This is a genomic window from Psychrobacter cryohalolentis K5, assembly GCF_000013905.1.
Classification (GTDB): Bacteria; Pseudomonadota; Gammaproteobacteria; order Pseudomonadales; family Moraxellaceae; genus Psychrobacter; species Psychrobacter cryohalolentis.
Map to the genome: position 1 here is coordinate 1,118,538 of NC_007969.1, position 26,780 is coordinate 1,145,317.

Annotated in this window: 17 protein-coding genes; 11 read left to right on the forward strand and 6 right to left on the reverse strand. The window is 39.6% G+C overall.

Going from position 1 to position 26,780, the window contains the following annotated elements:
- From mcrC to PCRYO_RS12980, 7 genes are all read left to right on the forward strand, one after another.
- Nucleotides 1–1,125: a 5-methylcytosine-specific restriction endonuclease system specificity protein McrC gene (gene mcrC, locus PCRYO_RS04850; RefSeq protein ID WP_011513282.1), complete on the forward strand. Its 1,125-nt coding sequence runs from the start codon at nucleotides 1–3 to the stop codon at nucleotides 1,123–1,125.
- Nucleotides 1,126–1,259: 134 nt separating this feature from the next.
- A complete protein-coding gene (locus PCRYO_RS04855) occupies nucleotides 1,260–2,006 on the forward strand; it encodes a hypothetical protein (RefSeq protein ID WP_146110330.1) in 747 nt (248 codons plus the stop codon).
- A 687-nt stretch (nucleotides 2,007–2,693) separates the two neighbouring features.
- Nucleotides 2,694–3,599, forward strand: coding sequence for a hypothetical protein (locus PCRYO_RS04860; protein ID WP_011513284.1), 906 nt, complete (start codon nucleotides 2,694–2,696; stop codon nucleotides 3,597–3,599).
- A 14-nt stretch (nucleotides 3,600–3,613) separates the two neighbouring features.
- On the forward strand, nucleotides 3,614–4,198 hold the full coding sequence (locus tag PCRYO_RS04865) for an alpha/beta hydrolase (RefSeq protein ID WP_011513285.1): 585 nt from the start codon (nucleotides 3,614–3,616) through the stop codon (nucleotides 4,196–4,198).
- A gap of 123 nt (nucleotides 4,199–4,321) precedes the next feature.
- On the forward strand, nucleotides 4,322–5,179 hold the full coding sequence (locus tag PCRYO_RS04870; RefSeq protein ID WP_011513286.1) for a PP2C family protein-serine/threonine phosphatase: 858 nt from the start codon (nucleotides 4,322–4,324) through the stop codon (nucleotides 5,177–5,179).
- Between the two features lie 53 nt (nucleotides 5,180–5,232).
- Nucleotides 5,233–6,321: a helix-turn-helix transcriptional regulator gene (locus PCRYO_RS04875; protein ID WP_105575695.1), complete on the forward strand. Its 1,089-nt coding sequence runs from the start codon at nucleotides 5,233–5,235 to the stop codon at nucleotides 6,319–6,321.
- Nucleotides 6,322–6,395: 74 nt separating this feature from the next.
- Nucleotides 6,396–7,397 carry a leucine-rich repeat domain-containing protein gene (locus tag PCRYO_RS12980; RefSeq protein WP_011513288.1) on the forward strand — a complete coding sequence of 334 codons (1,002 nt, stop codon included), beginning with the start codon at nucleotides 6,396–6,398 and terminating at the stop codon, nucleotides 7,395–7,397.
- Nucleotides 7,398–7,488: 91 nt separating this feature from the next.
- On the opposite strand, the gene PCRYO_RS04885 is transcribed toward PCRYO_RS12980, so the two are convergent.
- The 6 genes from PCRYO_RS04885 to PCRYO_RS04910 form a co-directional block, all read right to left on the reverse strand.
- Nucleotides 7,489–8,226: a M48 family metallopeptidase gene (locus PCRYO_RS04885; protein ID WP_011513289.1), complete on the reverse strand. Its 738-nt coding sequence runs from the start codon at nucleotides 8,224–8,226 to the stop codon at nucleotides 7,489–7,491.
- A complete protein-coding gene (locus PCRYO_RS04890) occupies nucleotides 8,223–11,387 on the reverse strand; it encodes a type I restriction endonuclease subunit R (protein ID WP_011513290.1) in 3,165 nt (1,054 codons plus the stop codon). Before PCRYO_RS04890 ends, PCRYO_RS04885 begins: the two co-directional genes overlap by 4 nt.
- Nucleotides 11,388–11,390: 3 nt before the next feature.
- Nucleotides 11,391–13,562 (reverse strand): DUF262 domain-containing protein, encoded by a 2,172-nt coding sequence (locus PCRYO_RS04895; protein ID WP_011513291.1) that lies wholly within the window; start codon nucleotides 13,560–13,562, stop codon nucleotides 11,391–11,393.
- A 1-nt stretch (nucleotide 13,563) separates the two neighbouring features.
- Entirely contained in the window at nucleotides 13,564–15,039 is a 1,476-nt protein-coding gene (locus PCRYO_RS04900; RefSeq protein WP_011513292.1) for a DUF262 domain-containing protein, read from the reverse strand.
- Between the two features lie 65 nt (nucleotides 15,040–15,104).
- Complete coding sequence (locus PCRYO_RS04905) at nucleotides 15,105–16,364, reverse strand: restriction endonuclease subunit S (RefSeq protein WP_011513293.1); 1,260 nt, start codon at nucleotides 16,362–16,364, stop codon at nucleotides 15,105–15,107.
- Entirely contained in the window at nucleotides 16,364–18,793 is a 2,430-nt protein-coding gene (locus tag PCRYO_RS04910) for a type I restriction-modification system subunit M (RefSeq protein WP_011513294.1), read from the reverse strand. The genes PCRYO_RS04905 and PCRYO_RS04910 overlap by 1 nt, the downstream gene beginning before the upstream one ends.
- 501 nt (nucleotides 18,794–19,294) lie before the next feature.
- Here PCRYO_RS04910 and zorA point away from each other — a divergent pair.
- From zorA to PCRYO_RS04930, 4 genes are read left to right on the forward strand one after another with little or no spacing between them, the layout of a single operon-like run.
- On the forward strand, nucleotides 19,295–21,361 hold the full coding sequence (zorA, locus tag PCRYO_RS04915) for an anti-phage ZorAB system protein ZorA (RefSeq protein WP_011513295.1): 2,067 nt from the start codon (nucleotides 19,295–19,297) through the stop codon (nucleotides 21,359–21,361).
- A gap of 18 nt (nucleotides 21,362–21,379) precedes the next feature.
- Nucleotides 21,380–22,111: a type I Zorya anti-phage system protein ZorB1 gene (zorB1, locus tag PCRYO_RS04920; protein ID WP_011513296.1), complete on the forward strand. Its 732-nt coding sequence runs from the start codon at nucleotides 21,380–21,382 to the stop codon at nucleotides 22,109–22,111.
- A gap of 5 nt (nucleotides 22,112–22,116) precedes the next feature.
- Complete coding sequence (locus tag PCRYO_RS04925) at nucleotides 22,117–23,538, forward strand: EH signature domain-containing protein (protein WP_011513297.1); 1,422 nt, start codon at nucleotides 22,117–22,119, stop codon at nucleotides 23,536–23,538.
- Nucleotides 23,539–23,547: 9 nt separating this feature from the next.
- Entirely contained in the window at nucleotides 23,548–26,775 is a 3,228-nt protein-coding gene (locus PCRYO_RS04930) for a DEAD/DEAH box helicase (protein ID WP_011513298.1), read from the forward strand.
- The last annotated feature ends 5 nt before the right edge of the window (nucleotides 26,776–26,780 follow it).

Consider the following 26,780-nt stretch of genomic DNA (forward strand, 5'->3'; position numbering starts at 1 on the left):
ATGTCTATTGAAATAGATTCGCTGTCTGAATATTATGATGAGATCAAGTCTATAGGCAAAATACCTATACGCAACCTTTGGCTGCTTATGCTTTATGCCTCGGATATGTATAGAGAGTTTGAAGCGGCTAAGATTTCAGTTGAAAATAATCCTGATGATATTCCAGACCTAATTGCAGAAATGCTCTGTCGACGAGTTGAGCATCGGATTCAGCGTAATTTGAGTTATAGTTATCAGTCTCGAGATGCTGTGCTCAATCGTGTCCGAGGTAGAATAGATCTGCTTAGCACTGAGAGAAATAGATTGCTTGATCGTGGTAAAGTCGCTTGTCATTTTGATGAGTTAACCCTTGATACCTCGCGTAATAGATATGTCCGTGCTGCCTTAGAGAGTATTTCTAAGATTGTAAAAAATAAGGATTTAGCTCATAGGTGTCGATCACTAGATGTTCGCTTAAGGCGCATGGGAGTCAGTCAGACACGTCCAAGTCGCAGTCAAGTCTCAGTAGATCGCTTTGGACGGCATGATGCTGAAGATCAACCTATGGTTACCGCCGCTCATCTAGCTTTTAATCTTGCGCTACCGACTGAGTTTGAAGGTACAAAGCAGTTAAACTCACCAGAGAGAGATAATTTACCCTGGCTTCGTAAGCTTTTTGAAAAAGGAGTTGCTGGGTTCTATGACACGGTCTTGTCAAAGCAGAGCTATCGTATAAGCGCTGGCAAAACTCTGAGATGGCAAATAAAGGATAAGAGCTTAGGCATTGATAAGATACTTCCTAACATGAGAACAGATATCTTAATAGATGATATGGAATTAGGACATCGCTTAGTCATTGATACTAAGTTCAACGCTGTCGTAATCAATGGTTGGTATAGAGATGAAACCTTACGTAGTGGTTATCTATATCAGATGTACGCCTATTTAAGATCGCAAGAAGGTAATGGCGACCTACTCAATGAAACTGCTTCCGGATTACTACTTCATCCCTCTGTAGGTAAAAACGTTAATGAGTACATCGTCATGCAAAATCATAAAATTCAGTTCGCTACTGTCGATCTAGCAGCGACTGCAATTGAGATTAGAGAGCAGCTATTACAAGTTATTGGTGTTGAGCAAAATTAAATTTTGATCTCGGCATAGCTTAAAAATTTATAGCATTTTGAGTTCTCACTTTTTGTATTAAGTAAATTTGAAGCTAGGTTGATTAAAGGTGAGTATAAATTGACAATAACTGATATAAAACTTGGCAGCTAGATATGAGTGAGTCAATGGAAATTTTAAGGTTGTTTGAATCAGATGACCGAATGAATAAATTCCAAAATTTATTTAAACAGCTCATCTATGTTCTGTCAGAAGAAAACATTAAGTATGTGATTATTGGCACAGTGGCATACTCAGAGTATGCACCTCCTCGTGCGACCAACAACATTAATTTCATGATCTCTGAAAGTGACTGCTGTAAACTTGAAAGCGTCCTTAAAGAACATGGGATTGATTTTATATGGAATGCCTACCAACAGCTCATCATTGCCGTCAAAGATGATAGTGATGAGACTAAAAAATATCCTCTCGAACTTTCATTTCAACGCGCCCCTAAAGGTCTTACAGTTAATCGGCCCATACCTAAAGAGATATTTGGTGTGGCTGATGTACCTGTTGCTAGCCCTGAAGTATTAGTAGCGTTATGGTGTCTAGCAGTCATTAATGGTAATCCTAAGTCTTATTACGACGCTCAGATGGTGATTAAGCTACAGCTAGCAGACGTTGATAGATGCGCTGCTGTGATTGACAGTCTTCTTGAGAGTGATGCGAATAAAGTATTGCGTTCAATTCTCACAGGTAATGCTATGTATGTCGATACGATCAATATGGGTGAAGCGCTTATTCTACCGTCTGATCTAATCCAGACTCATGAAGAGATTGAGTTGGTTAAAGCTCATCGCTATAACGCTGTGCAAGAGCGTCGGCGTCAATTGTGTAAGGCAATACAACAGACAAAATAAGGTGATCGTTTTCGTTTTTATTATACTGAGCTTATAAACCGGTGGAATGGTCGAATAATAAAAGCGCTAGTTGATGGTACGCATATTTAAGCAGACTGCTCTAATGATCCCTGCTGTCAAATCCGTAGAAACAAATTTGGGAGATTTTAGTTACGCAGCCTGACGATAGTAATCAAACCACATCTGTATTGGCGTTTTATAGGCTAAATTTTTTTTGACCTCTATTGTCAAATCTGTAGAAATTAACTTGGGAGATTTTATTATGGCTAAGCGACAGTAGTTGTCGTACACCCTATTTTATTCCCTTTCTTTCCACTGGTTTTTATACTATAGTTATTGAGTTAGGAAGAAATAACGAAACATCGTGACATAGAGTTAAGCCTCGAAGCGCAACGCTTCACCTTATAGCTCTGCTATTTTCGTTAACATTAAAAAGCTCTTAATTGATATTAACTACTACCATTCTAATTATCAATAAACATAAGCAATCAAACGTAGCCCGCATAAAAATGCTGGTAATAAACCTCTTTTTGTCAAAAAAATAAGCTTAAAAAAATTAACTCACTCATCTTGCCCCTACAACGTTGCTCAAAAAGCTGCGAGTAGACACGGCTGACTTAAAGCTTTGACTACCATAATTAAAAAACGCTACTAGCAAACTACCTTTAAAATAATAAGGACAATCCTATGACGAATACAAAATGTATTTTCGAGAAAAAACGCATAGACAATGTACAGTGGTCAGGTGTATCAAGAATATCAAGTTTACCGTCACTACCGAATGATGGTAAATCCCCACCACTTAAAATTCCGTTGTTCTATCTGACTAGCGTGTCTATTAACGATTATGAAGATGATATCTATTTTGTTAATAATACCGATCAGACGCTACACTTTGTAGCGCCATTTAAGCTATATCAGAACTTAAATGAAGCGGGTGCCAAGCTCGGTGATGTCAGTGTTGAAAATCTAAATAAAGTGACGTTTTATAGCAATGATATGGACCGGTTATACACTGACGTACTTCCCAATCAAGGCGTGCGTATTGATAGTACTCATATCATTTATGACAGTGATTATTTGATACAGCACTTTATTCATGTTCCGTTTAAGGGGCTTGATACCCATTATGGTATTTGGCGCTTTAACGTGGTTGAAAAAGGTGGGATTGGTCAGAGCTATCCACTATTGTGGGATGACTTTAGTAAGCCCTCACATATGGTCAGTTGTGACTGTATGTCTGAGCGAGGTGAGATACCGATAGAGCCTTCAGTGTATGAAGAACGCTGTTGGGTATTAGATAGTCTGATCCAGTCTCTTGGTGTGACTAATGCCATATTTATACTGGCTATTAATGATGTACTGTACCGTTATTGTGTGGGCTGGAGCGCGCCCTATAACGAGTCTGATATACAGGCAAAAGACATTGCCCGTAAATTACAAGAGCTAAAGCCTAGCGATGCTGATGCGGTAGAAGAGATTATCCAAGCCGTTTATGATTTCTGGTTTAACGTGGGCTTTGCTAAGAATATTCCGGTGGAGGCTTGCGCGGAGATTTTAGATTTGTATAAAGAGTGGATGGCTAATAATTAAAAAAGGAGAAAGCCATGATGTTTCCCATTGAAAATAACGACACATTTTTACTATTCTTTCACGGTCTTGATTCAAGCTGTGAGACCAATAAATACACCTGTATTAAACGTGAGCCCAAATATTGCCAAACCGTCAATTATAGAGATGATTTCGAAGAGATTTTCAATATTTATGACATATTAATTCAAGAAAAAATGAAGCAGTATCCGCGAGTAGTATTAGCAGGGCACTCACTTGGTGGATGGTTTGCCAATCATTTTGCGCATAAATACAATCTGCGTGCGCTATTGATTGCGCCCTGCATTTATCCTAGTGAGGTATTAGCCGATCGTATTCCGCAAGTCGCTGATATGAAATTGTCTTTTCCCACCTCAAATACTGAAATGGTACGAGTGATGATAGAGGTCGATGATGAGTCTTTGGATGTGGCCGTCGCTAGACGAACGTTAGTGAATTTACCTGACAGCTGGGAGGTGGAGTATTTTGAGAATGGTCATCACCGTATTGCCCGCAGTGAAGATATTTGGTATCACTTAGTTCACCTGTGCGAAGATCCCATTATCTGGATGGATGAGGCGACGTATCATGGGGAAGAATAACCGATACTACAATTATTGATTAAATCGCCTGATATTTAACTAATTTTATATTCTAACCTAGAATATATATTTCTAGGTTGCTTGTTATGATAGCTACTATGATAAACACATAGGCTTATCGTTATGACTGCTTCCCTAAATAACAGTCCTTCAAAAGCTAATCTCTCTATAGCACAAGCCTGTGCAATCACCTTCCAAGGTAATGCCAGTAATGACCTACAACAAGATGCTTTTTTCTTTTTGGACAATTGGTATCAAGAAGACTTAGGGGTGATGGCAGTGACACCAGTGGCATCTCCTTTTTGCTTAGCAGTGTCTGATGGTGTGGCAAGCTCTAATCATTCACAGCACTGCTCAAAGGCAGTGGTGAAAGCAATTAGCCGGTTATGGAGTGAGCGGAAGAGCATCCGTTCAGACAGTATTCATCAGCTGATTAATCAAGCCAAACATTCATCTAAGCGTCATGATGCAGCGGCAACCCTCGCGATGGTAGTGGGAGAAGTAAATAGTGAAGGCTTAGTAAAGGCAACGATAACCCATGTAGGGGATAGTCGTGTTTACTGGCTACCCGAAGGCACGTCACAATGGCAATGTCTGACTCGTGATCATAACTTGCTAAATGAACTCATTGATCAGCAGGCACAGGAGCAAGGTCGGCAAGCGGAGTTTTCTGACTATAACCGAGAAGGAATGGCGGGGAGTCTGTATAGCATTACTGAGTGCTTTGCCTTAACCACTGATGACAGCTATATAAGCAGTGAAGCACCAGAAGCCAACTCTTGCACTATTGATGTTAATAGTGGCGACTGTCTCTTGGTTTGTACGGATGGTATTCATGACTTAGTGCCAAGTCATAACTGGCAAACTGTCAGTGCACAGACAGATTTGCAGGAGTGGCTCATCACTCTTAAAAATCAGGTCTATGACTCCGATGGCAATGCTTATGATAATGGCACCGCAATTGTGGTTCGTTTTGATTGAACATTTATCTTAATAATAAAGTGATGAGCTCATCACGTAATAGAGTAAATACTATGTCCACGCATCCAATCGCCAGCTATACAAAGTCGACACGTCTATTTGCTTTATATCAATGTCTGCCTCGTAGTGAAGCGGATGCTGTGTCACTGACAGAGTTGATGATTGGTTATGGTGATAATCCAGATAATTTCGCTAATGAGCGTAAAAACTTAGAGAACGATCTGATTGGCTTAAATCAAATCTTTAACGGTATTTTTTATAGTGATGCATTAGTTCGAGTACCGGAATGGGGGCAAAATATCAGCGGACAAACAGCACGCTTTTATATTGAACCGAGCTTTAGTATCGACGTTCTTAACGAGCAAACAGTGTTCTTTTGGGAGATGCTTGATAAATATACCGCAAACTATTTACCAGTGTCTTTTAAACAAGGAATCACAGATAAGCTCACCCAATTAGGCCGGCACAATAAGGATGGTTTCCATCAAAGTAAGCTTGGGCAATGGCAAGATTATCTCATCACTTTACCTAGTATTGTGCAAGCACCGACGCTTAATAATGAGGTGGTTGCAAGTATTCATCAAGCTTTGCTACAAAATCATCAACTACGGATAATCTATCAAAAGAAATGGGCAGGAGAGTCAGCTGTAAGAGTGGTATATCCCAAAGGGCTTATCTTCATCGACAATATGGTTTATCTCACAGGCTTTGATCCTACTGATGATCATATCGATGATGAAGCACTGTTAAAAGCGCATCGTAATTTTGCAATCAATCGTATTACCGAGGCAGTAGTCATAGATAAGCCGATACCTGACTGGGTAGGGCGAGATACTTTTTCATTAGAGCATTTGCATAAACTGGGTAGGTTAGAGCCGACTGATAGTGCACAGATCAAACTGGTTTTAGAGGTACAAAGATATGCCTGTCAGCATTTATACGAGCGTCCGTTATCGATAGATCAAAAAATTATTGCTATCGATGACACTTGGAATCAAGTCAGTGCCACTGTTGCCAATACGCTTCGTCTGCAAGATTGGCTGGTAAGTATGTCACAGTTGTCTGTTGTCATTGAGCCACCAGTGCTAAAAACCGTAATTCTAGAGCGCTTACATAGTGCGTTAGAGTTATATGGAGATTAAGATTCAGTTATTAATAATGTGATCTTAAATTATTTAACGAAGAGTTGATTCTCAACTTTAACAGGAAGTTTAAAATGATAACAAACAATACTACTACTGCAAAACCATGGATGTCAGAGCTGTGGACATGGGCCGATGAGTATGGGATTTCTGAAAAGGATTTACCACGAAACGAAGCGCATCTATTGACGATAACAGAATTGGAGATCTGCTCTGACCAGATTACTGAGCTGCCTGAAAGTATTGGTTACTTACACAACCTAACCCATTTAGCCCTAAACTGCAAAGCGCTTGAACGTTTGCCAGAGTCTATAGGTCAATTAAGTCAGTTAGAGCGATTGACGATTACTAGTGATGAGGTTAAGCAACTTCCTGAGAGCTTTGCTAGGCTAATCAGTTTGAGTTCGCTAAATATTCCTACTCACTTAAGCAATCAGCTACCCACGACTCTTATGGATAAGTATCATAATGAAAATGAAACGTTATATATAGAGCGTATGGCTTTCACTTCGTTATATAGCCCCTTGGAAAAGAATTATGGCTTATCCTTTTTCGGGTTTGTTCTTATTAGTGATGATTGGAATGAAAAAGCACTAATTGATTTAAAGTTCAAAGCAGCATTAGAGTTCTTACTCGTTTTGCAAACCACTGAACAAACTATTGATGATTTTGATGTGGTGGATGGCGTGATCATTTGCAAGCCTGATGAAGTACAAAAAATAATAAATATGTTTGAAACTACTTTCGACTATTCTGTGATGGCTATAGACTTTGGAGATGTTAGAGAAGCAATAAATTTTGCGAAACCTGCTAAATTTATACAAGCTAGTGCATTAGAAGTGTCTGAATCAGACAAAGTATTTAGTCAGATTATTGATCAAATTCCTAAAGAGATAACCGTAAAATCTGTGATGTTTCAAGTGGAAAGTAACCGTTATTTTACAGTGGATGAGTTCAAAGTTATGTCAGATACTATTGATAATATGGGTGCAGAGGATGAACATATTTTCTATAGTGCAAAAGTTGTCGATAAGCCTGAGCACTGTTGGATGGGTATGATATATATGGTTGGGTAATGTGGTATTGAGAGAATCTATTTTGAACCGCCCCGGGATTGTCAGAGACTGATTTACTTGATTCAGGCACGGACAATCCTGGGGCGGTTCACTACTCTTGATGTTTCCAGCTTTCTTGGTTTAATGGCATTTGGTTGAGTAAATCTCGTCTAGATCGCCAATCGGGCATGTGAGTGTCCAGCAGGGCTTTAAACTTGTCATTGTGCTGCCGCTCTTTAAAATGTAGCAGTTCATGCAAGATAATATATTCCAAGCAGGGCAGAGGCTTTTTAGCCAAATCTAAGTTAAGCTGTATATTGCCTCCTTCTATATTACAGCTGCCCCATTTGGTTTTCATTTTTTGGATCTGCCAACTGTTTATAGCGACGCCAGTTTGCTTAGACCATTTATTAATAAGATCAGGTGCTCTTACTTTTAAGCGGTTACGATAGTATTCATTCAATAGCTTCAGCTTCACTTCATCTGAGGCATCAATATTTACGGTTAGTATAAGCTTACCGCTTTTTAGTTTGACCGTCTGAGATTTGAGTGTATCGCTCTCAATCACTTCAAGTCGGTAGCGTCTGCCCCAAAGATAATGCGTCTCTCCATTTACCATCTCACGCGCTGATTGGCGCTCTTGCTTGGCAAACGCCGCCTGTTGCCGTCGAATCCAAGGTATACGGTGGATGACAGCCATCCGAATGGCCGTCTCGGTCATAGCATCAGGCGCAGATACTCTGACCTGTCCATCAGGTGGCATCACGCTAATATGTAGGTTTTTAATATCTTTGCGAGTTAAATGTATATCTAACTCACCAATCTTAATAAGCGCTGACTTAACAATCACTGATATTCCTGTTGTGCCTTAATCAAATTAATTAACGCCTCTATATCGACATCGACCTGATACTGAGAAACAGTTTGATGTACGGCACGCTCAATTTTTCGCTCTTTAATCAGATGACCTTGCCAATCAGCCTGTTTATTGAGCCTAATAGCAGCATCTACTTTGTCTGCTAAGTCCTCGTTTTGATCCAAGTTATCATATAACGCGCGTTTCGCAGGAGTGTTGATAGTCTTAGGGTATGCATGACCACCTGCGCTACCCGTAGGATTGATTACTTTAGAGGCTAGCTGGCGTATCTTTTGCAAGTATTCAGCGTAGGCAATGGCTTTTTTTCGGCGTAGCTCAATGAGCTCATCGAGTAGGGCAGACATATGCTCGTAGTATTTTGGGTTGACTGGATTTTCATCCACAATCGTTTTACGCACGTTATTCTCGATAGTCTCAGCTACGTTCTCAGGGTTGCTCGCTATATCTTCAGGTATGGCTTTGATTAAAGCTTCAGACCCTTGATTGACAATTAACTCAATGAGTCCTAAATCTTCAAAGTCGATAACAGTCTCACTAGGTGTAGCATGAATATAAGTGTCTAACATCCTACGCATGGTCGGCTCATAGCTTTTCATATCGATATGGTCGCCACTCATAAGCTTGATGTTATTACGCACGGACTCAAAGTGTTTTACATCGTCTTTAATGCGTTTGATTTCCTGATCGCTATATCCCGCTTCCGCCATTTCATTGGCGATATTGCCATAAGCACGTATCAGCTTAGAGACGCTTTTATATAAGGTGAGGCGCAGTTGTTCCTTTTCTACTTTATCAGCTTCAGTTACATCTTCACTAGGGCAAAAGTAAGCGGCATAGTCCTGTGTATTTCTAGGGTACTTAACAGGCTCACAAAGTCCTCTGACCATCTCTAGGGCATCATCTAGGTTTTGTCTCGCCGCACTTAAGCGGTTCTTTAACAGCCCATCAATATCTTCATCTTCATACTCTGAAAATGCACCTTGCGTATAATCAGAAATGGTACTGTTTAAAGACTGAAATAGATCCTGATAGTCAATGATATATCCATAGTCTTTTTCTGCACCATCGAGTCTATTAACACGGCAAATGGCCTGAAAGAGGTTGTGATCAGCCATCTTTTTATCAATGTATAGATAAGTAGCAGAAGGCGCATCAAATCCTGTCAGCAGTTTATCTACAACTATCAACAGTCGCATTTGACCTGGTTCTTCAATAAAGCGTTTTTTAACAGCTTTCTCAAAGTCCTCTGCTTTAGAGCCTGCTTCTTGTTCGCTGATATCATAATAATCGGCAATCATCCTGCGATAAATTTGATATTTGAAAAGCTTCTCTGTCATTCCTTCGCCAGTTTCCTCACCTTTAATGCTATCTGCAGTCGGTAGGTAACTGGTCACAATTGCTACTTTGCCTTTCAAGAAAGAGTTTTCAAAGGCTTCGTAAGATTTACAGGCTTGATAAATACTGTTGCACACAAGCATGGCATTGCCATGACCATCCATAAGCCTTGGCTTTTTCTGCATATCGAGCAAGATGTCATTGACGATGCACTCTATGCGCGACTGGCTAGACAGAACCCGCTGCATGGTTCCCCATTTTTGCTTAAGCTGGCTCTTGGCAATATTGGTTAAGCCGCGGGTATGAGCGTCGAACCACTCATCAACTTTTTTAGATGAGGTAAGCTGTTGATCAATGTCACGTGCTTCATACAGAAGATCTAACACCACCCCATCAGCGACTGCTTCATCAAACTTATAGGTGTGAATAAAAGGTCCAAACACTTCGATAGATTTCTTTTTATCTTTTTTAAGCAGTGGCGTGCCGGTAAAACCGACAAACATCGCTTCTGGTAACAGCGCCTTCATAGCGCTGTGCAGCTTGCCAGATTGAGTGCGGTGACACTCATCAACGAAGACAAATAAATCGCCCTTAGGGCTAAAGTCTGAGGGTAGGCTGGCTTGAATGTCCTTTATAAAATCCTCTGTGTCCATTGCATCATCGTCACCACCGTGACGGCCAAATTTGTGCACCAAAGAACACAGTAACCAAGGGTTAGGCTGATTTAGCTGGGTAATAAGATCAGCACCGCTCTTGGTGCGATATATTGATTCATCAACACCAAAAAATACTTTTTCAATTTGTTCATCAAGTTCGGTACGGTCAGTAATAATAAGTACGCGACTATTGGTAACATTCTCCCGTATCCATTTAGCCATCCAAACCATAGTCAAGCTTTTACCTGAACCTTGCGTATGCCAAATAATCCCATCTCTGCGTTGTGCAATATGCTTCTTAGTGGATTGTATCCCAAAGAATTGATTATGTCGGCAAGTCTTTTTTACACCTGAATCAAATACAATAAAGTTATTAATGATGTCTAAGAACCTTTGCTTATTGCACATATGATATAGATGGAAGTCTAAGGGCTGATCGGTGAAGTTAGCCTTTGCTAAGGTAAGATGCGTCGGTACGCTAATATCAGACTGGGGTGTATGATTGGGGTTGGCTTCTTTCCATTCCAGATAGTATTTCTCTGGCGTTTCAATGGTGCCATAGCGCAAGCCTTGGGTGTCATTACCTGCCATAACCAGTTGAATGGTGCTAAAGAAGCTACGAATGAATTCTTTTTTCTGATTGTCTAGGTTCTGGTGAATGCCTTCGGTGACGTTAATGGTAGAGCGTTTAAGCTCAATAACGCCCAATGCAATGCCGTTGACATAAAGGACGATATCAGGACGTTTTTTATTTTCGCCATTGATAGAGACTTCTTCAGCAATAGCAAAGTCATTGGCCTCAATATTGTGCCAATCAATCAGCCAGATGGTTTCTTTATGATCGCCAGTACCTTCTTTTTCTTTGACACCATAACGTAGTAGTCGGTACACCTCTTTATTGGCATCGTATAGTTTAACGCCACTGCCGAGAGCGGCGGCTTTTTCTAAAGCGTTAATGGCTCGGTTTTGCAAAGTGCGACTGACATTACGTGAGCTTAACCATGCTGCCAAAATTTCAGACTCAATATTCTTGTTATTAGGTCTATCTTTAAAGTCACCTAGATAGCGATAACCTAGCGTGTCGGTAAAGAAGCGTACGACACGGTTTTGAGTGAGTCTTTCTATATCGCTGACGTTACTCATGATTCAGCGTCCTTCTATCTTGAGATTCAAAGCACCTTCAAAAAGTCTTAGCATCTCGTTTTCATGTTCAATGATTTGATCATAACCCCATTGATATTGATTGTCTTTTGGATTGAAGACTTTAATCATTTTGTATAGCTTAAGTGAGTCGATATGACTTTTAAACGACTCATCATAGTGTTCTTTTTTAGCTAAGGGCTGGTGATTACTAACGCGAGAGTTAAGACTTCTGTTGATGAGGCACAGATTACCAAAACGATGAATGTCGATTCTATCGTCAATTTTTTCATCTTTATGTATGGGGGTCTGAGGTAAGAAGTGTTCAATAGAGCCTTGTGTAGAGGGTCTAAACTTCTTTTTATCCCCTGATTCAACATTACCACTCAACCAAATCAAGTAATCTAAGTAGTTGAATACAAAGACATTGACATGAGGGTATCTTAGTTGTTGTGACAGTTTCTCAAATTCAATCGTTCGAGGTGATAACGACTGACTGGACAATGTCATCTCACTATTATCATTTATATGGCGACTAAACTCTTGAAAGTAATCATTGACGATATTATTAGGCTTGGTTCGATCAGATTGAGCGATATACCTTCTAAGCATATATGCTTTAGCCAGCCCATCAAGATAGCTCAGAAATGCTTTGCCATCGATACCTTGTTCACGCTTATCAAACGTCAAATAGAGATACTGCAAGCAGGCATTTAACCAGTATTTAGAATTAAGAGTAGGTGCAGACACATGAAAGGCGCTTTGCAGAGTAACCAAACTGGCATTTAAGTCTGGTCCAGTTGAGTCTTTTGGCATATTTTGTTTATAAGAAGGACCTGACGCCTCATTGTTTAGCTGCTCAAGGGTCCAATAGCCTTTCTTAGACTCTGTATTACGCTTGATAATATATTGATCAAATAAAAACTTTGATTTCAATAAGGTGTAAAGGAACTGCTCTATTTTAGCTACCTTATTGGTCACCTTAGAACCAATCAAATGATTATCAAATTCAATCAATAACTGCTTATCATCAAGCGATACGATGTCATTTTGAGGGTTGTCAGTCAGATTTTGAGTCACGTGTACTCTTAAAACCTGCAATAAAAAATTGGGAAAATCTATCAAACTATAATAGGTTTCATCATCCTCATCGCCCTTATTCTTTTTGGCTGGATTAGTGGGTATATCAACAGTATCATTAAATAAAATGTCATTTAAGCTAATGATATTTTGAGCCTCTACTTTTTCTGAGGCTGTTTTAGAGTTATCTTTACTCTTTTTGGCAGCTTGCTCGTTGCAATCTTGAATATAAAAATCAAGCAAATCAGAAAAATATTTTGGCTCAAAATGTGCCCAGTCTGATGAGAAAATCTTTTTACGTAGATCAGTTGTAAAGCCATATTGCACGTACTTATTCATACGACTGCAAGTATTCCAAATCAAATCTAACAGGCTTTTGCAATGTTGTATTTGCTTTGTGTCGGCAGAAGTGTCACTGCTAATTGCTGATAGCAGTCTGGCCTTAATGATTTCGTGTTTTTCTAATTGCTCACCTCGATTGTTCATTACTTCAAAGTAGTGATTAAGGTCTGTCTCCTGAGGAACAGGAACCCTAGCTATCTCTACCTTATTGAATAAAAAGGTACAAAATTCATTGATGGATGTGACTTCATTATTTCCATTAAAAAGATACGTCATCGTTTTGGTTAAGATATCATAACCATCGATAATAGACTGATTCATAGAGGCATCTTGGGCAAAGCGTGCTGACTCACGGTTATAAAGCAAAGATAAGGTGTAATCTGAATGTGGGCGACTTTCAAAATATAAGTTTGTCTGGTTGAATTGTTCTAAATAAGAGTGACAATACTGATGATGATTGTGATGTAAATATATTGCCAGTAGGGTTAGGGTAGTTAAGCGTTGCTGACCATCTATCACTTCAAACAAAGCCTGACTGGTATTGGATTTTTCAAAGACAACTAAAGTACCTAAATAGTAGGTTAAGTTTGGGTCACGATTATAAGCGTCAATAATATCTTTGATTAATGTTTCAATTTCAACAGTGCCCCACGCATAGTTACGCTGATACATCGGAATGACATACTGATCGCCATTGGTCAGCAGTTTTTTGATAGGTAAAGAACTTACTTTCACACTTGAGTTATTCATTGTCATATTATTCTCCTGACGTATCTATGTAGTTGAGACAATTAAATAACGTGTAAATATCGCTATCACTTTTATTGGTGTCATTGTTAGGTTTATGGTTATTTGCTAATTCACTGATTTTAAGAGACGGTATAGAAGTAATGACCACGTTCTTTGGTAATATCGCCTCGTTGATACGCATGAACATACCTGTATTCTTTGATGCGTGATTATCGATTGTACTCAGGCCGACACCATAGTTTGTTAATCGAACGTTATAAGCCCACGCAAATAGTAGCTCCACCGCCTGTGACAGCTCTTCTGTGCCAAATTTATCAATATAATAAATTAACGCATTATCAAAGACGTTACGGGTCAGCTTGTCGCCTTTACGCCTTCGTTGATAGTCATTATAAGAATCTAAGGTATTTATTATTTTGGAGGCGCGGTTGTTTAAGGCGTGATCAAACAGGGTAACGATTTGCTTAGAATCAGACGTTTGATCATTATTAATGGCCTTGTACTTGGTTATCAGAGCATCGTAATGTGCCACCATTTCAAAAAACCGTCTTCCGTTAATGATGGTTTGGTCAATTGAAAAGGGATAAGCAGTGGGCTTGCCTGCGATTTTGCAATGAACGCTGTTGTTATAGTCATCAATATAGTGGTGAGTGATGGCTAAGCGTCTGGTATAGGGCGGAAGTGTCTTGGCCTCTAGAGTAATGCCTTTGAATTCTGCGACATCATCTTTGGTAAATGTCTGCGCTGACTGACCTCGTGACCAGCGTCTAATACGATATAAATGATTTGAGAATAATTTGGCCAGTCTGTCATCATCGAGATTCTCCCAATAGTCGACAGTCTTCTTCCTTAATGCATTATCGTCAGTTTTAAACTCACGTAAATGAAATGCTTTTAGCAAGTCATGTGGGAATAAGTCTTTACCTCGTGAATTTTGAGAGTCAAAAAATTGAAACGCTTCAGACTCTTTATCTAATACAAATATCACCACGTCGCATCGCGTTAATAAAAACTCAATATGCTTAAGGGTAAAGTCGCCTCTATTAATGATATTAGAGATAACCTTATAGTTTTCATATAAGTTATAGAGCGAGAAGTCATCTTTAAATTGAGGTTTGTTAATAAAAGCTTGAACTTTTTGAGGCAGATTCCCCAATACCCTATCAATGCTTTTGGCGTCATCTGACGCTTTATTATTGTTACAATAGGTATTGATGGCTAGTAAAGCCAACATTAGGGTAAGGGTGCGCTGTTGACCATCGACAATATCTAAGACGCCTTTTTCGGTATTATTGTGCAATACCACCGTACCTAAACGGTAGGCCGGTTTATCGCTGTGCATTCTAATGTCATCAAATAAGCTAACGACATTTTCAGCCGTCCATTTATAGGGGCGTTGGTATTCAGGTATCGTCAGTGACGGTACGCTAAGGAAGTCTTTCACAGATATAATTTTTTGATGTAATTCTTGTGAGTTGCTCATAACATACCGTTAATTGATTGATGATATTAATGTTGAATACTCTTAACGCTTAAAATATTAGCCTATTAAACCAACCGCACCTTGCCAGTCAACAGCTGCTGCATCATGCCTTGCTTGATGTCTTTGGTTTTCTCTAGTCTTCCTTCCAATGCTTGAATCTCCGCATCCATATCGGACAGGATAGTGGCGATGGCGGTTTGTTCTTCAACTAAAGGTAAGGTAACTGATGCTTGTTTTATTTCTTTTGTTCCTATATTCGCTTGTACGCCTAGTGATGCTACTCCTTTACAATAAGTTCTCCACAACGGTAAGCTGCTAAGATATCTTAGATAGTTAGACTGTGCTAAATCTTTATTTAATCTTAATAAGCCAACACGCTGATTTAATAAGGCTGTATGAGTCAATTCTGCAATAGTCATTTGTCCAATTAGGTTTTTATCAGGTGTTACATCTGTCATTGCTATAAGTAAGTCACCATCTTTAACCCAAAAGTCTTTAAGATGCTCAAACTGGCTCGCATCCCACTTTTTAACTTCATTTGGATTGTATTGGAACGAGCCGTTTAATCCGATCTGTGACATGGTAATAATTGGAGTGCCATTTTTTATATAATCTTTAGCAGAAAATGAATAGCCATTTCTGAACTCTTTTAGTAGTTTTCCAAACTCAATTACCTCCCAATCCTCAGGAATCTGCCCTAATTCAGTCTGTTTAAGTTCCTTAGCACTGCCATCATCACGAGTGGCAAACTCAGGCAGGCGAGTTTTACCAGTGAGGATCTGTTGCATGGTGCCGGTTTTAATGGCTTCTTTTTTTGCAATCAGTTTTTCCAGTGACTGGATTAAATTATCGATATCAGATAGGGCAGTGGCGATAGCGGTTTGTTCAGGTTTCTTTGGTACTGATATTTTAACATTACTAATAGTACTAGCATTTAAGCTTGGTACGCCTGAAGCTTCGTTATAATTCATCCAGTCAATCAGACAAAACTTATAGAACATGAATTTTTCATCGTAGCCATTATGCACTTGTGAATAGAAAAGAGTATCCACTGTCCAAAAGGGTACGTTGATATATCTTGGTTTATTGATAGAGCCTTTTCTACCAATCAATACAGAAGGTTTGTCATATAGAAAGTCGCTTGCCCATCCCATTTGCCCGCCAGTACCAAATATTGGATATTGACCACGAGTACTTTCAACTTGTTTCTGATCCTTACCATGTCTGATTGTTAAAGCTTCACCAATATCTTTAACTTCCCAATCCTCAGGGATAACCCCAATTTCAGTTTGCTTATAACCCTCAGGCATTTTAACCTCATTCATTACGCCACTCCCATCGCTTGCAGATGCGCTTGCACTTTTTGACCTAACATCTCCACCTCATCTACGATTTGCGATAAAGGCTCAGCATAACGCTCATCCAGTTCTTTAATACGGTTAGCAAGCTGGGCAGTGATACGCTCAATCTCATCTTCGATACGCCCTTGTAGAGTGGCGTGCCATTTATCCTCGATCAATAGCGTTTTGATAGCCGCTTCATCCAAAGTCGGGTAGTGTTTAAATACCGCCAGATCCAATGTTTCTTGCGCTTCTTTTAATACCTTTTTCGCATTGGCTTCTAACTCGAAGTAAGCGAGCAGTTGCTTGAGTGCCTCGATTTCATCGCTATCGGTGGCGAGCTTTAGACGCGCGTTGACGCTAGACTTATTAAAGCTGCCTTTTTCATTAGCGGCATCGGCTAGTAAGCCTTCCTCATCTCCATGCTCCTCAACGTAGTCAGCTATGGTACTTGAGATGGTGTCTAGCTCAGCCTGTAGTGCATCGATATGGGCTTGCTCATCGCTATAGTAGCGGTCGATGATAAGCGCAGGCGGGATAAGCTCCGCTTTATATTTCACCTTATTAATAATCAGGTCAGGCTCTTCCTTAAGCTTTTCACCTTTAGCCACGACCAACTTGCGTAGCTGGGCTCCGACTTGCCAGCCATCTTGACTAATGGCATAGACATCGTCCTGCAAGCTTTCACTCCAGTAGTCCATCAAGATTTGATAAATATCATACTTATCTAGCAGCGGCGCTATTTCGTAGCGTTGTAGCAGGTCTTCACTGATTTTGTGGATAAGGGCTTTAGGCCTATCGCCTTTGGTGATTTCACTTAACTGAGTAGCTTGCCACCAGTCATTGAATGGCGTTAGGCTTTGCTCAGCAAAGGTAATGAACTCAGGATGAGCCAATACCGCCGCCTTGATCTCAGTCGATGCCACGAGACACTCACAGTAACCGTTTCCACTATGCTTAAGCTCGGAGAATAGCGTTTTGCGTAAGTTAGGTAATACCTGCCAATAAGACTCTAGAGAGTCGATATCGGCAACAGGAATACCGCCTTTTAAATGCGCGGTTAGATCGTGCTGATCTTCATCAATACTGGCATCGATATAGCGTGGAATGTTTAAGTTATAGTCGTTATCGATGATCTCATCCAACTCAACCATTCGGCTATAGCCTGTCAGATTCAGTTGAGAGTTAAAGACATCGACGATTTTGTGAATATCTTGGCTACGTAGACGGTTTTTATTACCGTCTTTCATATAGCCCCGGCTAGCATCGACCATAAACAGACCCGCGTCACCTTTGGCTCGGCTCTGTGCGGTGTTTTTATCAATCACGATGACACAAGCAGGGATGCCCGTACCGTAGAACAGGTTAGCTGGCAAGCCTATGATACCTTTGATATAGCCTTGCTTGATTAAGTTCTGGCGAATATGCGCTTCGGCATTGCCTCGGAACAGCACACCATGTGGCAAAATGACTGCGCCAACACCCGTGCTTTTTAAGCTTTTGATAATATGTAATAGAAAAGCATAATCACCGTTCTTCTCGGGCGGAATACCCCAAGTAAAGCGGTCAAACTCATCCGACTCTGGGTTTAAACCACTGGTCCAGTTCTTATTACTAAACGGCGGGTTTGCTACGATAAAATCGAAAGTCTTGAGCTGATTGCCTTCTACAAAGTGCGGAGAGGATAGGGTGTTGCCTTTATAGATGTCAGCACCTGTTGCTCCATGCAATATCATATTCATCTTTGCCAATGCGGTAGTCGCGAAGTCCATCTCTTGACCATAGATAGTCAAGCCACGTGGCGCTTCATCGCTAACTTTAAGCAGTAGAGAGCCTGAACCGCAGGCTGGGTCGTATACAGTCGCGTCTAGTGGTGTATTGTCGTCAACACCAATAATCTTCGCCAAAATACGTGATACTTCCGATGGCGTATAAAACTGCCCCTTAGATTTACCAGATTCAGTAGCGAAGTGACGCATGAGGTATTCGTAAGCATCGCCTAGTAGGTCATCACCATCAGCACGGTTGCCTGATAAATCCAATCCTTCAAAAATACCAATCAGCTTCGATAAGCGATCGACATGCTCTTTGCCTGTACCGAGTTTTTCTTCATCGTTAAAGTCAGCAACATCAATGACACCGCGCAAACCGTTGGCTTCAGCCAGCTTAGCGATAATCTTGTCGACTTTTTCGCCAATCTCTTTATCACCCTTCAGCGCGACCATATCATCGAAGCTACCACCTTCCGGCACTACGATATCGCCAAAAGCGTCGTCTTTGTATTTATCAGACACATACTTCATAAATAACATGGTCAATACATAGTCCTTGTATTGACTCGCATCCATGCCGCCGCGTAACTCGTTACAGCTTGCCCAAAGGGTAGAATAAATCTCGGTTTTCTTAAGTGCCATAGTTATAAGTCTTATAATCAGAGAATGTTTTATTAAGTGAAAAAATTATCGAAGAATGGTATCACATTACAGCTCGTATTCTCGTCATATAGACTGACTTAAAGGGCTAATAGATATACGCTCTAGTCTAGCGTCAGTGTTGATAGGATAGAAGATAATTAAAATAGTAATAGAGATTCACACGTCATCTAATGTCGTAAGTAGTCAGCGGTAATTTAAACTATAGTTATTCTCTGATCAAAAATATAAATGCATGTAGCTATTAAGTCTCAAATTTATCTATTATTTTCTAGATATTAGTCGTCAATCATTTTCTAGTCATTTGTTTATGTTACTATTCCATTTTTATAAGTTACAGCTTGTAATGACGGGTCTTGCTTGTCGTTATAGATAGTTTTTGACCTAGATATTTATTACTAAATTGTGCTGACTTTAATTTGGTTATGTTTAGTTTAAATAGTATAACTTTCAATCTTTTATTTGATGGGATAGGTGATATTGATGGATTGGCTAAAAGTAGCGCAGTTTTCGCAAGGCTATTATGTTTTTCCTGCAATAATTTTCATCTTTATTGCTTACATCAGTTTGCGGTTTTTCTTAAACTATTTAAGTCCTGCTAAGGAACTAAACAATAAAATATCACAACTAGCTGATGAATTAGACAAGCTTAATGACAACTCTAATCTTGATAAAGACCCATTAGATGTAAAGTTTGATGGCAACCCTTCTTTGAAGCAAGCTTGGACAAGTTATAAAAAAACCTTCCATGATACTTATGAAACAGTGGATGGCGAAGCTAAGGTAGCTTATTCACGGGCAACTGTACCAAGTGAGGTGTTTTTTACGGAATCCATTGTTGTCGATATACCGTTGAAAGTAGATTTTTATAAGCATCTACCAGGCATTATTACTGGTGTCGGTATTATCGTGACATTTCTTGGTTTGCTAATTGGGTTATTAGCGTTTGACCCTGCTGGCAATCCTGATAAAGTCCAAGACAGTTTGGCATTATTGCTAACAGGTGTCGCAGAAGCGTTTATGGCCTCTGGCTTAGCTATCGCAGCTGCCATGGTTATTACTTGGCGTGAAAAATCATGGCTTAGACAGTGCTACGCACAATTACAACGGTTGAATACAGCCATTGATAACGCCTTTACTGCTGATGAAAGTGGTGAGGAGTATCTAGCCAAGTTACTCAAGTCATCCCAAGCCAATGAAGTCAATGCCAGGCAACTTAAAGATAGTCTGGTTAATGATTTAAAAACCATGATGACTAACTTGGTCGAAGAGAATAAAAGAAATCAAGCTGCTTTTGCTTCACAGCTAAGTGACTCTTATGCGCAAACAAGCCAGTCTATGGCAACCCAAATTGGCGATTCGATTAAAGATAGCCTTCAAGATCCTTTAGATAAAATTGCATCGAGCGTGCAGCAAGTCAGCGGTGACCAAGGTTCGGCTGTGCAAGACCTTATGACTGATGTGTTAACTGCTTTTATGAGTAAGCTAGAAACGACATTTGGCGGTCAAATGACAGGTATGAGCGAGATGATGACACAATCTGTCACTGCTATGCGTGAGATGCAGTTAGGTTTTTCTCAATTGATTACTGATATGCAAACTAACAGTGAAGTCTCAACTAAAACGTTAGAGACCCAAATGGCTAAAATGATGGAAGATATTCATCTAAAGCAGAATGAGATGTCTATCCAAATGAACGAAATGGTAGAGAATCTATCTGCGGGTTCGGCTAAGATTGGTGATCAAGGGTTATATGCTGTTGAGCAGTTAAATAGTAAGGTTTCAGAGCTTGTCTCAGGTCTAGGTAACTCAATGTCAGGTTTACTGTCAAATGTTGCAGAGCAACGTATCGAGCAGGATCGCCAAATATCAGATAATCAACAGAAATTGCACGAGCAGTCGTCTGTATTGATTGATAGCTTAGGCAGTGAAATTAAAGAGCTTATTACGCATAGCAAAGAAGCAGTTCAAACTCATAAAGAAAACATCCAAAAACTGTCTCAAGTAACCACCGATAGTATCACTGGTATGAATAGTGGTGCAGAAAGAATGGGCTTGGCTGCTGAGCAGTTTACTACGGCTGGTAGTTCGCTAAGCACAGTGACTGGTAAAACATCAGAGCTTATTGCACAGGTTAATACGACTTCAACCAACATGACCAGTGCAAGCAGTAATCTTATTGAGTTGATAAGAGATTATAAGAACTCTAAAAATAGCGTTAATCTTGCCATTGAAACACTAGAAACTCTCATTCAACAGTCAAAATCTGAAGCTGGTATGACTAGTCAAATGCTTGATGATATGCAGAATATGACGACAGCTTTAAGCCAAGTTAAGAAGGAAATGCAAGAATATTTGGCAGAAGTTAGTGATGTTCTAGTGAAGAGCTTTGATAGCTTTGGTACTTCCGTTGAAAGTAGTTTAAATCAATCGTTAGTGTCTTTTGACAACACACTTGATCAAGCTGTCAAACGTCTCGCAACTGGTGTTGAAGGCTTAGGTAATGTGGTTGAAGACCTTGAAGATCTTACCCAAAGAACTAGACGCTAATTTTGGAGTGTATCGCTAATGATTGGTAATAGGTACGCTAAAAAAACTCGTTCGAAGGATGAGGGTGAGAAGCCTTTTTGGATCTCATTTGCTGACTTAATGACAGCACTAATGACGCTCTTTTTAGTAGTGATGGCAGTATCTTTAATGGTCGTCACTAAAAAAATCAACGAAGCAACGCAAGCTGAAAAAGAACGTAGTTCAGAGATCTTGGATATTTGTACTGGTATTAAAGACGACCCTACTTTAAAGAATCAGCTCATTACCGTAGATTGTAAAGAGAACCGTATTAACTTTGGTGAAGCAGGTCGCTTTGGGCATAACGATTACCGGTTGAATGCAGAGGGTATAAAGGCTTTAAGTGCTTTAGTTCCTGTTGTCTTGGAAGCGGCTAATAGTGAAAACGGCAAAAAATGGTTTAAACAGATTGTGATTGAAGGCTTTACAGATACCGATGGATCATATTTATATAACCTGAATTTAAGCTTGCGTCGTTCGGAGTGGGTGATGTGTAGCTTATTGGATCCCACATTTAATCAAGAGCTCACTTTAACTGACGCGCAAAAAAACCAAATCAAACAGCTGTTTCTAGCTGGAGGTGTATCGTTTAATTCAGCAAAAGACAGTAAAGAAGCTTCGCGCCGTGTAGAACTAAGAATGCAGTTTTATGGCTTAAAAGAAAAAGACAGTGCTGAGGCGCAGCCTATTTTTGTTTCTGCCCCTATTGAAACCTGTCAGCTGGCAAGGTAAATGTGATGAGTATCGCTATATTAAAGCAGAGGCTGAATCAGAGTGTCAATAATTTCTCTGACCCTGCCCAAATACATAATAAATTTGCCAAACCGACCAAATTAATTAAGACGTTAGCAATCATTGAACGTAAGTTTGATGAGATGGAGAGTATTCAGCCTATCGAAGAAAAAATTGTTAACTCAATTTTAAAACTAGAAAAGCATGGTACCGACTATCTAACAAAACGTGATTGGAAGAACCTATCGTGGTCACTCAGTAAAAAGCTGCTAAGTTATGAAGATAAAATACTCTTCACCTTCAAAGGTAGCGAGTTCATTGAACAATTTAGCAAAATTGATCCTGAGTTACTAAAGGTTGTTTATTTCCCTTTGCTTTATAGTTATTTTGCGGTAGAACAAGCTGAAATAAATAAACGGCCCAATAACTGGATTCAGCTCAGGAATATCTTAAATACCAATCGGTCTACGTTATTTCAAGCCACTCTTAAGCCTAAAAAATGGCTTACTACGTTAACGGAGCATCCTGAAGTGCTCTCGCTAGATCCTTCTAAAAGATTTATTCGTGACTTTTTATACAATAGCGATGACAGTAGAGTCAGTAGTCAATTAGAAAGCTTAAGCATTGCTCCTAATAGCTGGTTTTGGGATAGCTTGATAAGCTCATCTATCAAGTCAGTCAAGACAATGAAGGAAGATGACTACTTTAAAGTGATACCACGTTTGTTACTTCTTCTAGAAAAGAATCCAATTTATACCACCGCTATTTTAACGGCTCTACTTGAACGTTATGCTTCTACCTCAAAACGTACACTTGTACATGAAGCTTTAAAGCACGTCTGTTTGACGCAATGGGGTAACCCGCAATATGACTCAGCAGCAGGTTGGCGGAATGTAAACCCAGATACTAGAAAAATGGTGGTTCAATGGTTTGTAAGAGCAGATTTAGAAGCTTTCTTTAAATTGTTCAGCCATACAGCTGATGTCGATCGTTTTAACTATTGGATAAAGTTTATTGACAAAATTTCTTTTTCTCAGATATTTTTAGGCCCAGCTGCCGTACAATCTAGACATGCTGAGCATAGAAAGTTCAGAGAGCTTAACCGTGGCAGACTGAAAAACCTTGTAGGTTCTACTGCTAGTAATAATGCCTTTCTACTTAAAATCGATAACATCTATATTGTTGATTTTTCAGATACAGGAAATGCTTGTTATGGATATAGTACTTTTCCTTTTGACATTAATAAGAAAAACATAGGTGTTTATGAGTTAAAGAACAAGCCGCAGTCCATCTTTAAAAGCGAGTACGGTCTAGGAATGAGTTTGAGTCATTCAGGAAATTGGGAAGCTAGATTCGATAAAAAACTCGCTGAGTTGGGCATTTTTTCCAATCAATCCAATAGTCCAAAATACAAAAAACGTTATTAAAGGGCCGGTATGAAATTAGCATTCTGGAAAAGAAATAAATCGGTTGAGCATGCTTCTGCAGAAAATTCAGTAGAAAGTATTGCTCTTTTACCGCTGCAATATGATGACATGGGTTTAAAGCACGGCTATACAGCTGTGGCTAAAACTGATGCGGATTTCTATTGGGAAAGCTTAACTGATGAAGAGGTTGCCTATCAGCTAGATGATAGCTATATATTGCCATGGGAAGAGTTGTTCCAGATTAAACAAGATCCTGATCATAGCGATGTCATTAATTTGCTCAACTTGCCGTTATCAAATGATTTATATCCGATAATTCGTAGTGAAAATGGGCTAAGTGATTCGAATTTCCAAATTATTCTGGATGGTTGGTGTGATAAAAATAAGGTCAAGTTTAAAGGCTCAGTCAAACGAACAGGCGCAATTATTAGTATTACCGGTAAAGAATGTTTATTGAATGAAAGCACTTGGAAGCTATTAGAGAAAATTAAAGAATTCTCCCGTGTTACAGATAAAAATAAATCATTAAATCAAAAATATTGGGCGCAAATACGCAGTTTGGCGAATAAAAGCGAGGCGAACTTAGATGAGTTCTTGCGTAAAACGATCGTACTTGCCCCAGAAGAGCTGCAACTTAACCTTCGTAAAAACTTAGTTAGTACAGAGTCAGTGGTAGAGGTGCAGCCTGATTTTAAAGACTCACCCTCAAATTGGCTACAAACTTTTGATAAATATAATCAAGTACAAGATGAATATACAATCAGCTTACCAGAAGGTGGTCTGGCTCACGTTATTATCGAGCCGCAAGTTAAGAGTGTACTCAATGAAATTAAAAAGATGCCAAATCGTCGGATAGCTGGCGAGCGTGCACAGACCTTTTTACACAATCCTTTTGCTCAGTTAGGGGAGGATGCCATAGAGGTTATATCTCCAGAGGGCTTTGAGCAATCCAAAGAAGAGGCAGAGATCTATAGCTATCGTTTGCTCATAGATAAAAATTATGATGAATTATCACATTTTAGTTCCGCTCAATTAACGTTGCATGAAATTTCAAGTAGAGCACAAGACCCTATTCTGTTAGAACTTTCAAATCTAGAGCAAGCTCAACACTTTATTGCTACTTATGAGCGATCATCACCTGTGTTCCTATGGGCAGGTTATAGTATAGATAGAAGCAACTACTTAGATAATCAAGTAGACGAGCTGAAAAGCGATCTAGAAAAAATTCAACAGTATGATGATGAATTGCAAGCTAGAACAGTGCTAGATTTAAGCAATTACAGCGATAGAGTGATAGGGATTGGTGAAGCTGAAAAACTGAGCTCTGACGCCATTCAAAAAGATAGTGGTGAATCCGAATGGTTACCACAGAATCTTATAGATGGGTCAGCTGACTTATCTCAATTTACTTCTGATAATACTGATGCCACTACTGAACTACTTGAGCAACGTATCCAGCATGCAGAGGAAGAAGGCGAGAGCTTTGTTCTACATCCGGACAGCAACGTCTCCATTCCATTAGATGATGCAAAAAAACTACTTGATGATCTGCGTGATTCAAAGACTGGGGATCCAGTTGAAAACGACATAGAGCAAGAGCAGCCAAAAGCTGATGAAACAAAGAAAAAATCTACCTTATTGATTGCCAATAATATCGATGAGGCTGACTTTACTAAGAAGCGAGCCGAGACTCTGACTTTTGATGAAAGCAACCGCCCTCAGGCCAGATTGCCATCAAGTTTTAGAAGCCAAGAATTTAGTCTAAAAACGCATCAAGAATATGGTATCGCTTGGCTACAGAACCTATATCAGTATGCACCAAATCAGGTAAGCGGCTGCTTGTTAGCAGATGATATGGGTTTAGGGAAAACTTTGCAGTTACTTTGCTTCATTGGTGAATATCTAGAAACCGCAGAAGATAAAAAACCTGCATTAGTCGTAGCGCCAGTTTCTTTATTGGAGAACTGGGAGGCTGAAATCAATAGGTTTTTTAGTGCAAAGTTCGGAAAAGTGTTAAGTTTATATGGCGATAACTTAAAACAGCGAAAAATACCCAAGCACCTAATATCTTCTCAATTAAGAAATGATTATGGGATAACAAATCTACTTGAAGATAATTGGTTAGGTGGTGCAGATATCGTACTGACTACTTATGAGACCATGCGAGACCTTGAGTTTTCTTTAGGGAGGGTAGATTGGAGTATCATGATATGTGATGAAGCCCAAAAAATAAAAGTGCCCACTGCAATGGTTACTAAAGCTGCTAAAGCCCAAAAAGCAGACTTTAAGATCGCTTGTACAGGCACGCCTGTAGAGAATTCACTTGTTGATCTATGGTGCTTATTTGATTTCATTCAAGAAAATCTGATGGGTTCACTTAGTGAATTTAATAAAGAGTATCGACGTCCTATTGAAAAGAAAGACGATGAAGACAACGCGATAATAGATGAGCTTCGTCAATTGATTGAGCCACAAGTATTAAGACGTATGAAGCATGATGTCGCTGAGTTGCCAGCAAAACACGAAATTAATGATTGTAAAAATATTGAAATATCAACGCTGCAACGCACACTTTATAAACAAGTATCAAATGATTATAGAAGTTTATCTGAGCAAGGCCACAAAGGCGTTATGTTAAAAGCACTACATGACATGCGAATGATTTGTGCTCACCCCCTGAATTTTCAAGAACAAGCGACTATCAATGATTCGCCTAAAGCCGAATGGTTAATAAACACTTTAGAGACCATAAAACAAAAAAATGAGAAGGTTATCATTTTTACTGAGTTCAGGGCTATTCAAGTGTTTTTAAAGCGGCTTCTCCTTGAGCGGTTTGGATTAAACGTTACTACAGTGAATGGGGATTCAAATACTAATAGTAGAGTAGGCTTAACGCGGCAGGGCATTATTGATAAGTTCCAAGAAACGAATGGTTTCAATGTGATTATCTTATCCACTGTGGCAGTTGGCTTTGGTGTGAATATCCAAAAAGCAAACCATGTTATCCACTATACACGCAGTTGGAACCCAGCTAAGGAAGACCAAGCGACTGATAGAGCCTACCGTATTGGTCAAGATAAAGAGGTTTACGTGTATTATCCGTCTATCGCAGCAGATGATTTTGAGACGTTTGAAATCAAACTGGATAAGCTATTATCTAGTAAGCGCAGTCTTGCTGATGATATGTTGAAACCAAACGTAGAGCTTACTCAAGAATTGATTCAGTCGATCTATTGAGTAAG

Coding starts and splice junctions, on each gene's coding strand:
- mcrC (WP_011513282.1), top strand. CDS start 1: ATGTCTATTGAAATAGATTCGCTGTCTGAATATTATGATGAGATCAAG.
- PCRYO_RS04855 (WP_146110330.1), top strand. CDS start 1,260: ATGAGTGAGTCAATGGAAATTTTAAGGTTGTTTGAATCAGATGACCGA.
- PCRYO_RS04860 (WP_011513284.1), top strand. CDS start 2,694: ATGACGAATACAAAATGTATTTTCGAGAAAAAACGCATAGACAATGTA.
- PCRYO_RS04865 (WP_011513285.1), top strand. CDS start 3,614: ATGATGTTTCCCATTGAAAATAACGACACATTTTTACTATTCTTTCAC.
- PCRYO_RS04870 (WP_011513286.1), top strand. CDS start 4,322: ATGACTGCTTCCCTAAATAACAGTCCTTCAAAAGCTAATCTCTCTATA.
- PCRYO_RS04875 (WP_105575695.1), top strand. CDS start 5,233: ATGTCCACGCATCCAATCGCCAGCTATACAAAGTCGACACGTCTATTT.
- PCRYO_RS12980 (WP_011513288.1), top strand. CDS start 6,396: ATGATAACAAACAATACTACTACTGCAAAACCATGGATGTCAGAGCTG.
- PCRYO_RS04890 (WP_011513290.1), bottom strand. CDS start 11,387: ATGAGTAACGTCAGCGATATAGAAAGACTCACTCAAAACCGTGTCGTA.
- PCRYO_RS04895 (WP_011513291.1), bottom strand. CDS start 13,562: ATGACAATGAATAACTCAAGTGTGAAAGTAAGTTCTTTACCTATCAAA.
- PCRYO_RS04900 (WP_011513292.1), bottom strand. CDS start 15,039: ATGAGCAACTCACAAGAATTACATCAAAAAATTATATCTGTGAAAGAC.
- PCRYO_RS04905 (WP_011513293.1), bottom strand. CDS start 16,364: ATGAATGAGGTTAAAATGCCTGAGGGTTATAAGCAAACTGAAATTGGG.
- PCRYO_RS04910 (WP_011513294.1), bottom strand. CDS start 18,793: ATGGCACTTAAGAAAACCGAGATTTATTCTACCCTTTGGGCAAGCTGT.
- zorA (WP_011513295.1), top strand. CDS start 19,295: ATGGATTGGCTAAAAGTAGCGCAGTTTTCGCAAGGCTATTATGTTTTT.
- zorB1 (WP_011513296.1), top strand. CDS start 21,380: ATGATTGGTAATAGGTACGCTAAAAAAACTCGTTCGAAGGATGAGGGT.
- PCRYO_RS04925 (WP_011513297.1), top strand. CDS start 22,117: ATGAGTATCGCTATATTAAAGCAGAGGCTGAATCAGAGTGTCAATAAT.
- PCRYO_RS04930 (WP_011513298.1), top strand. CDS start 23,548: ATGAAATTAGCATTCTGGAAAAGAAATAAATCGGTTGAGCATGCTTCT.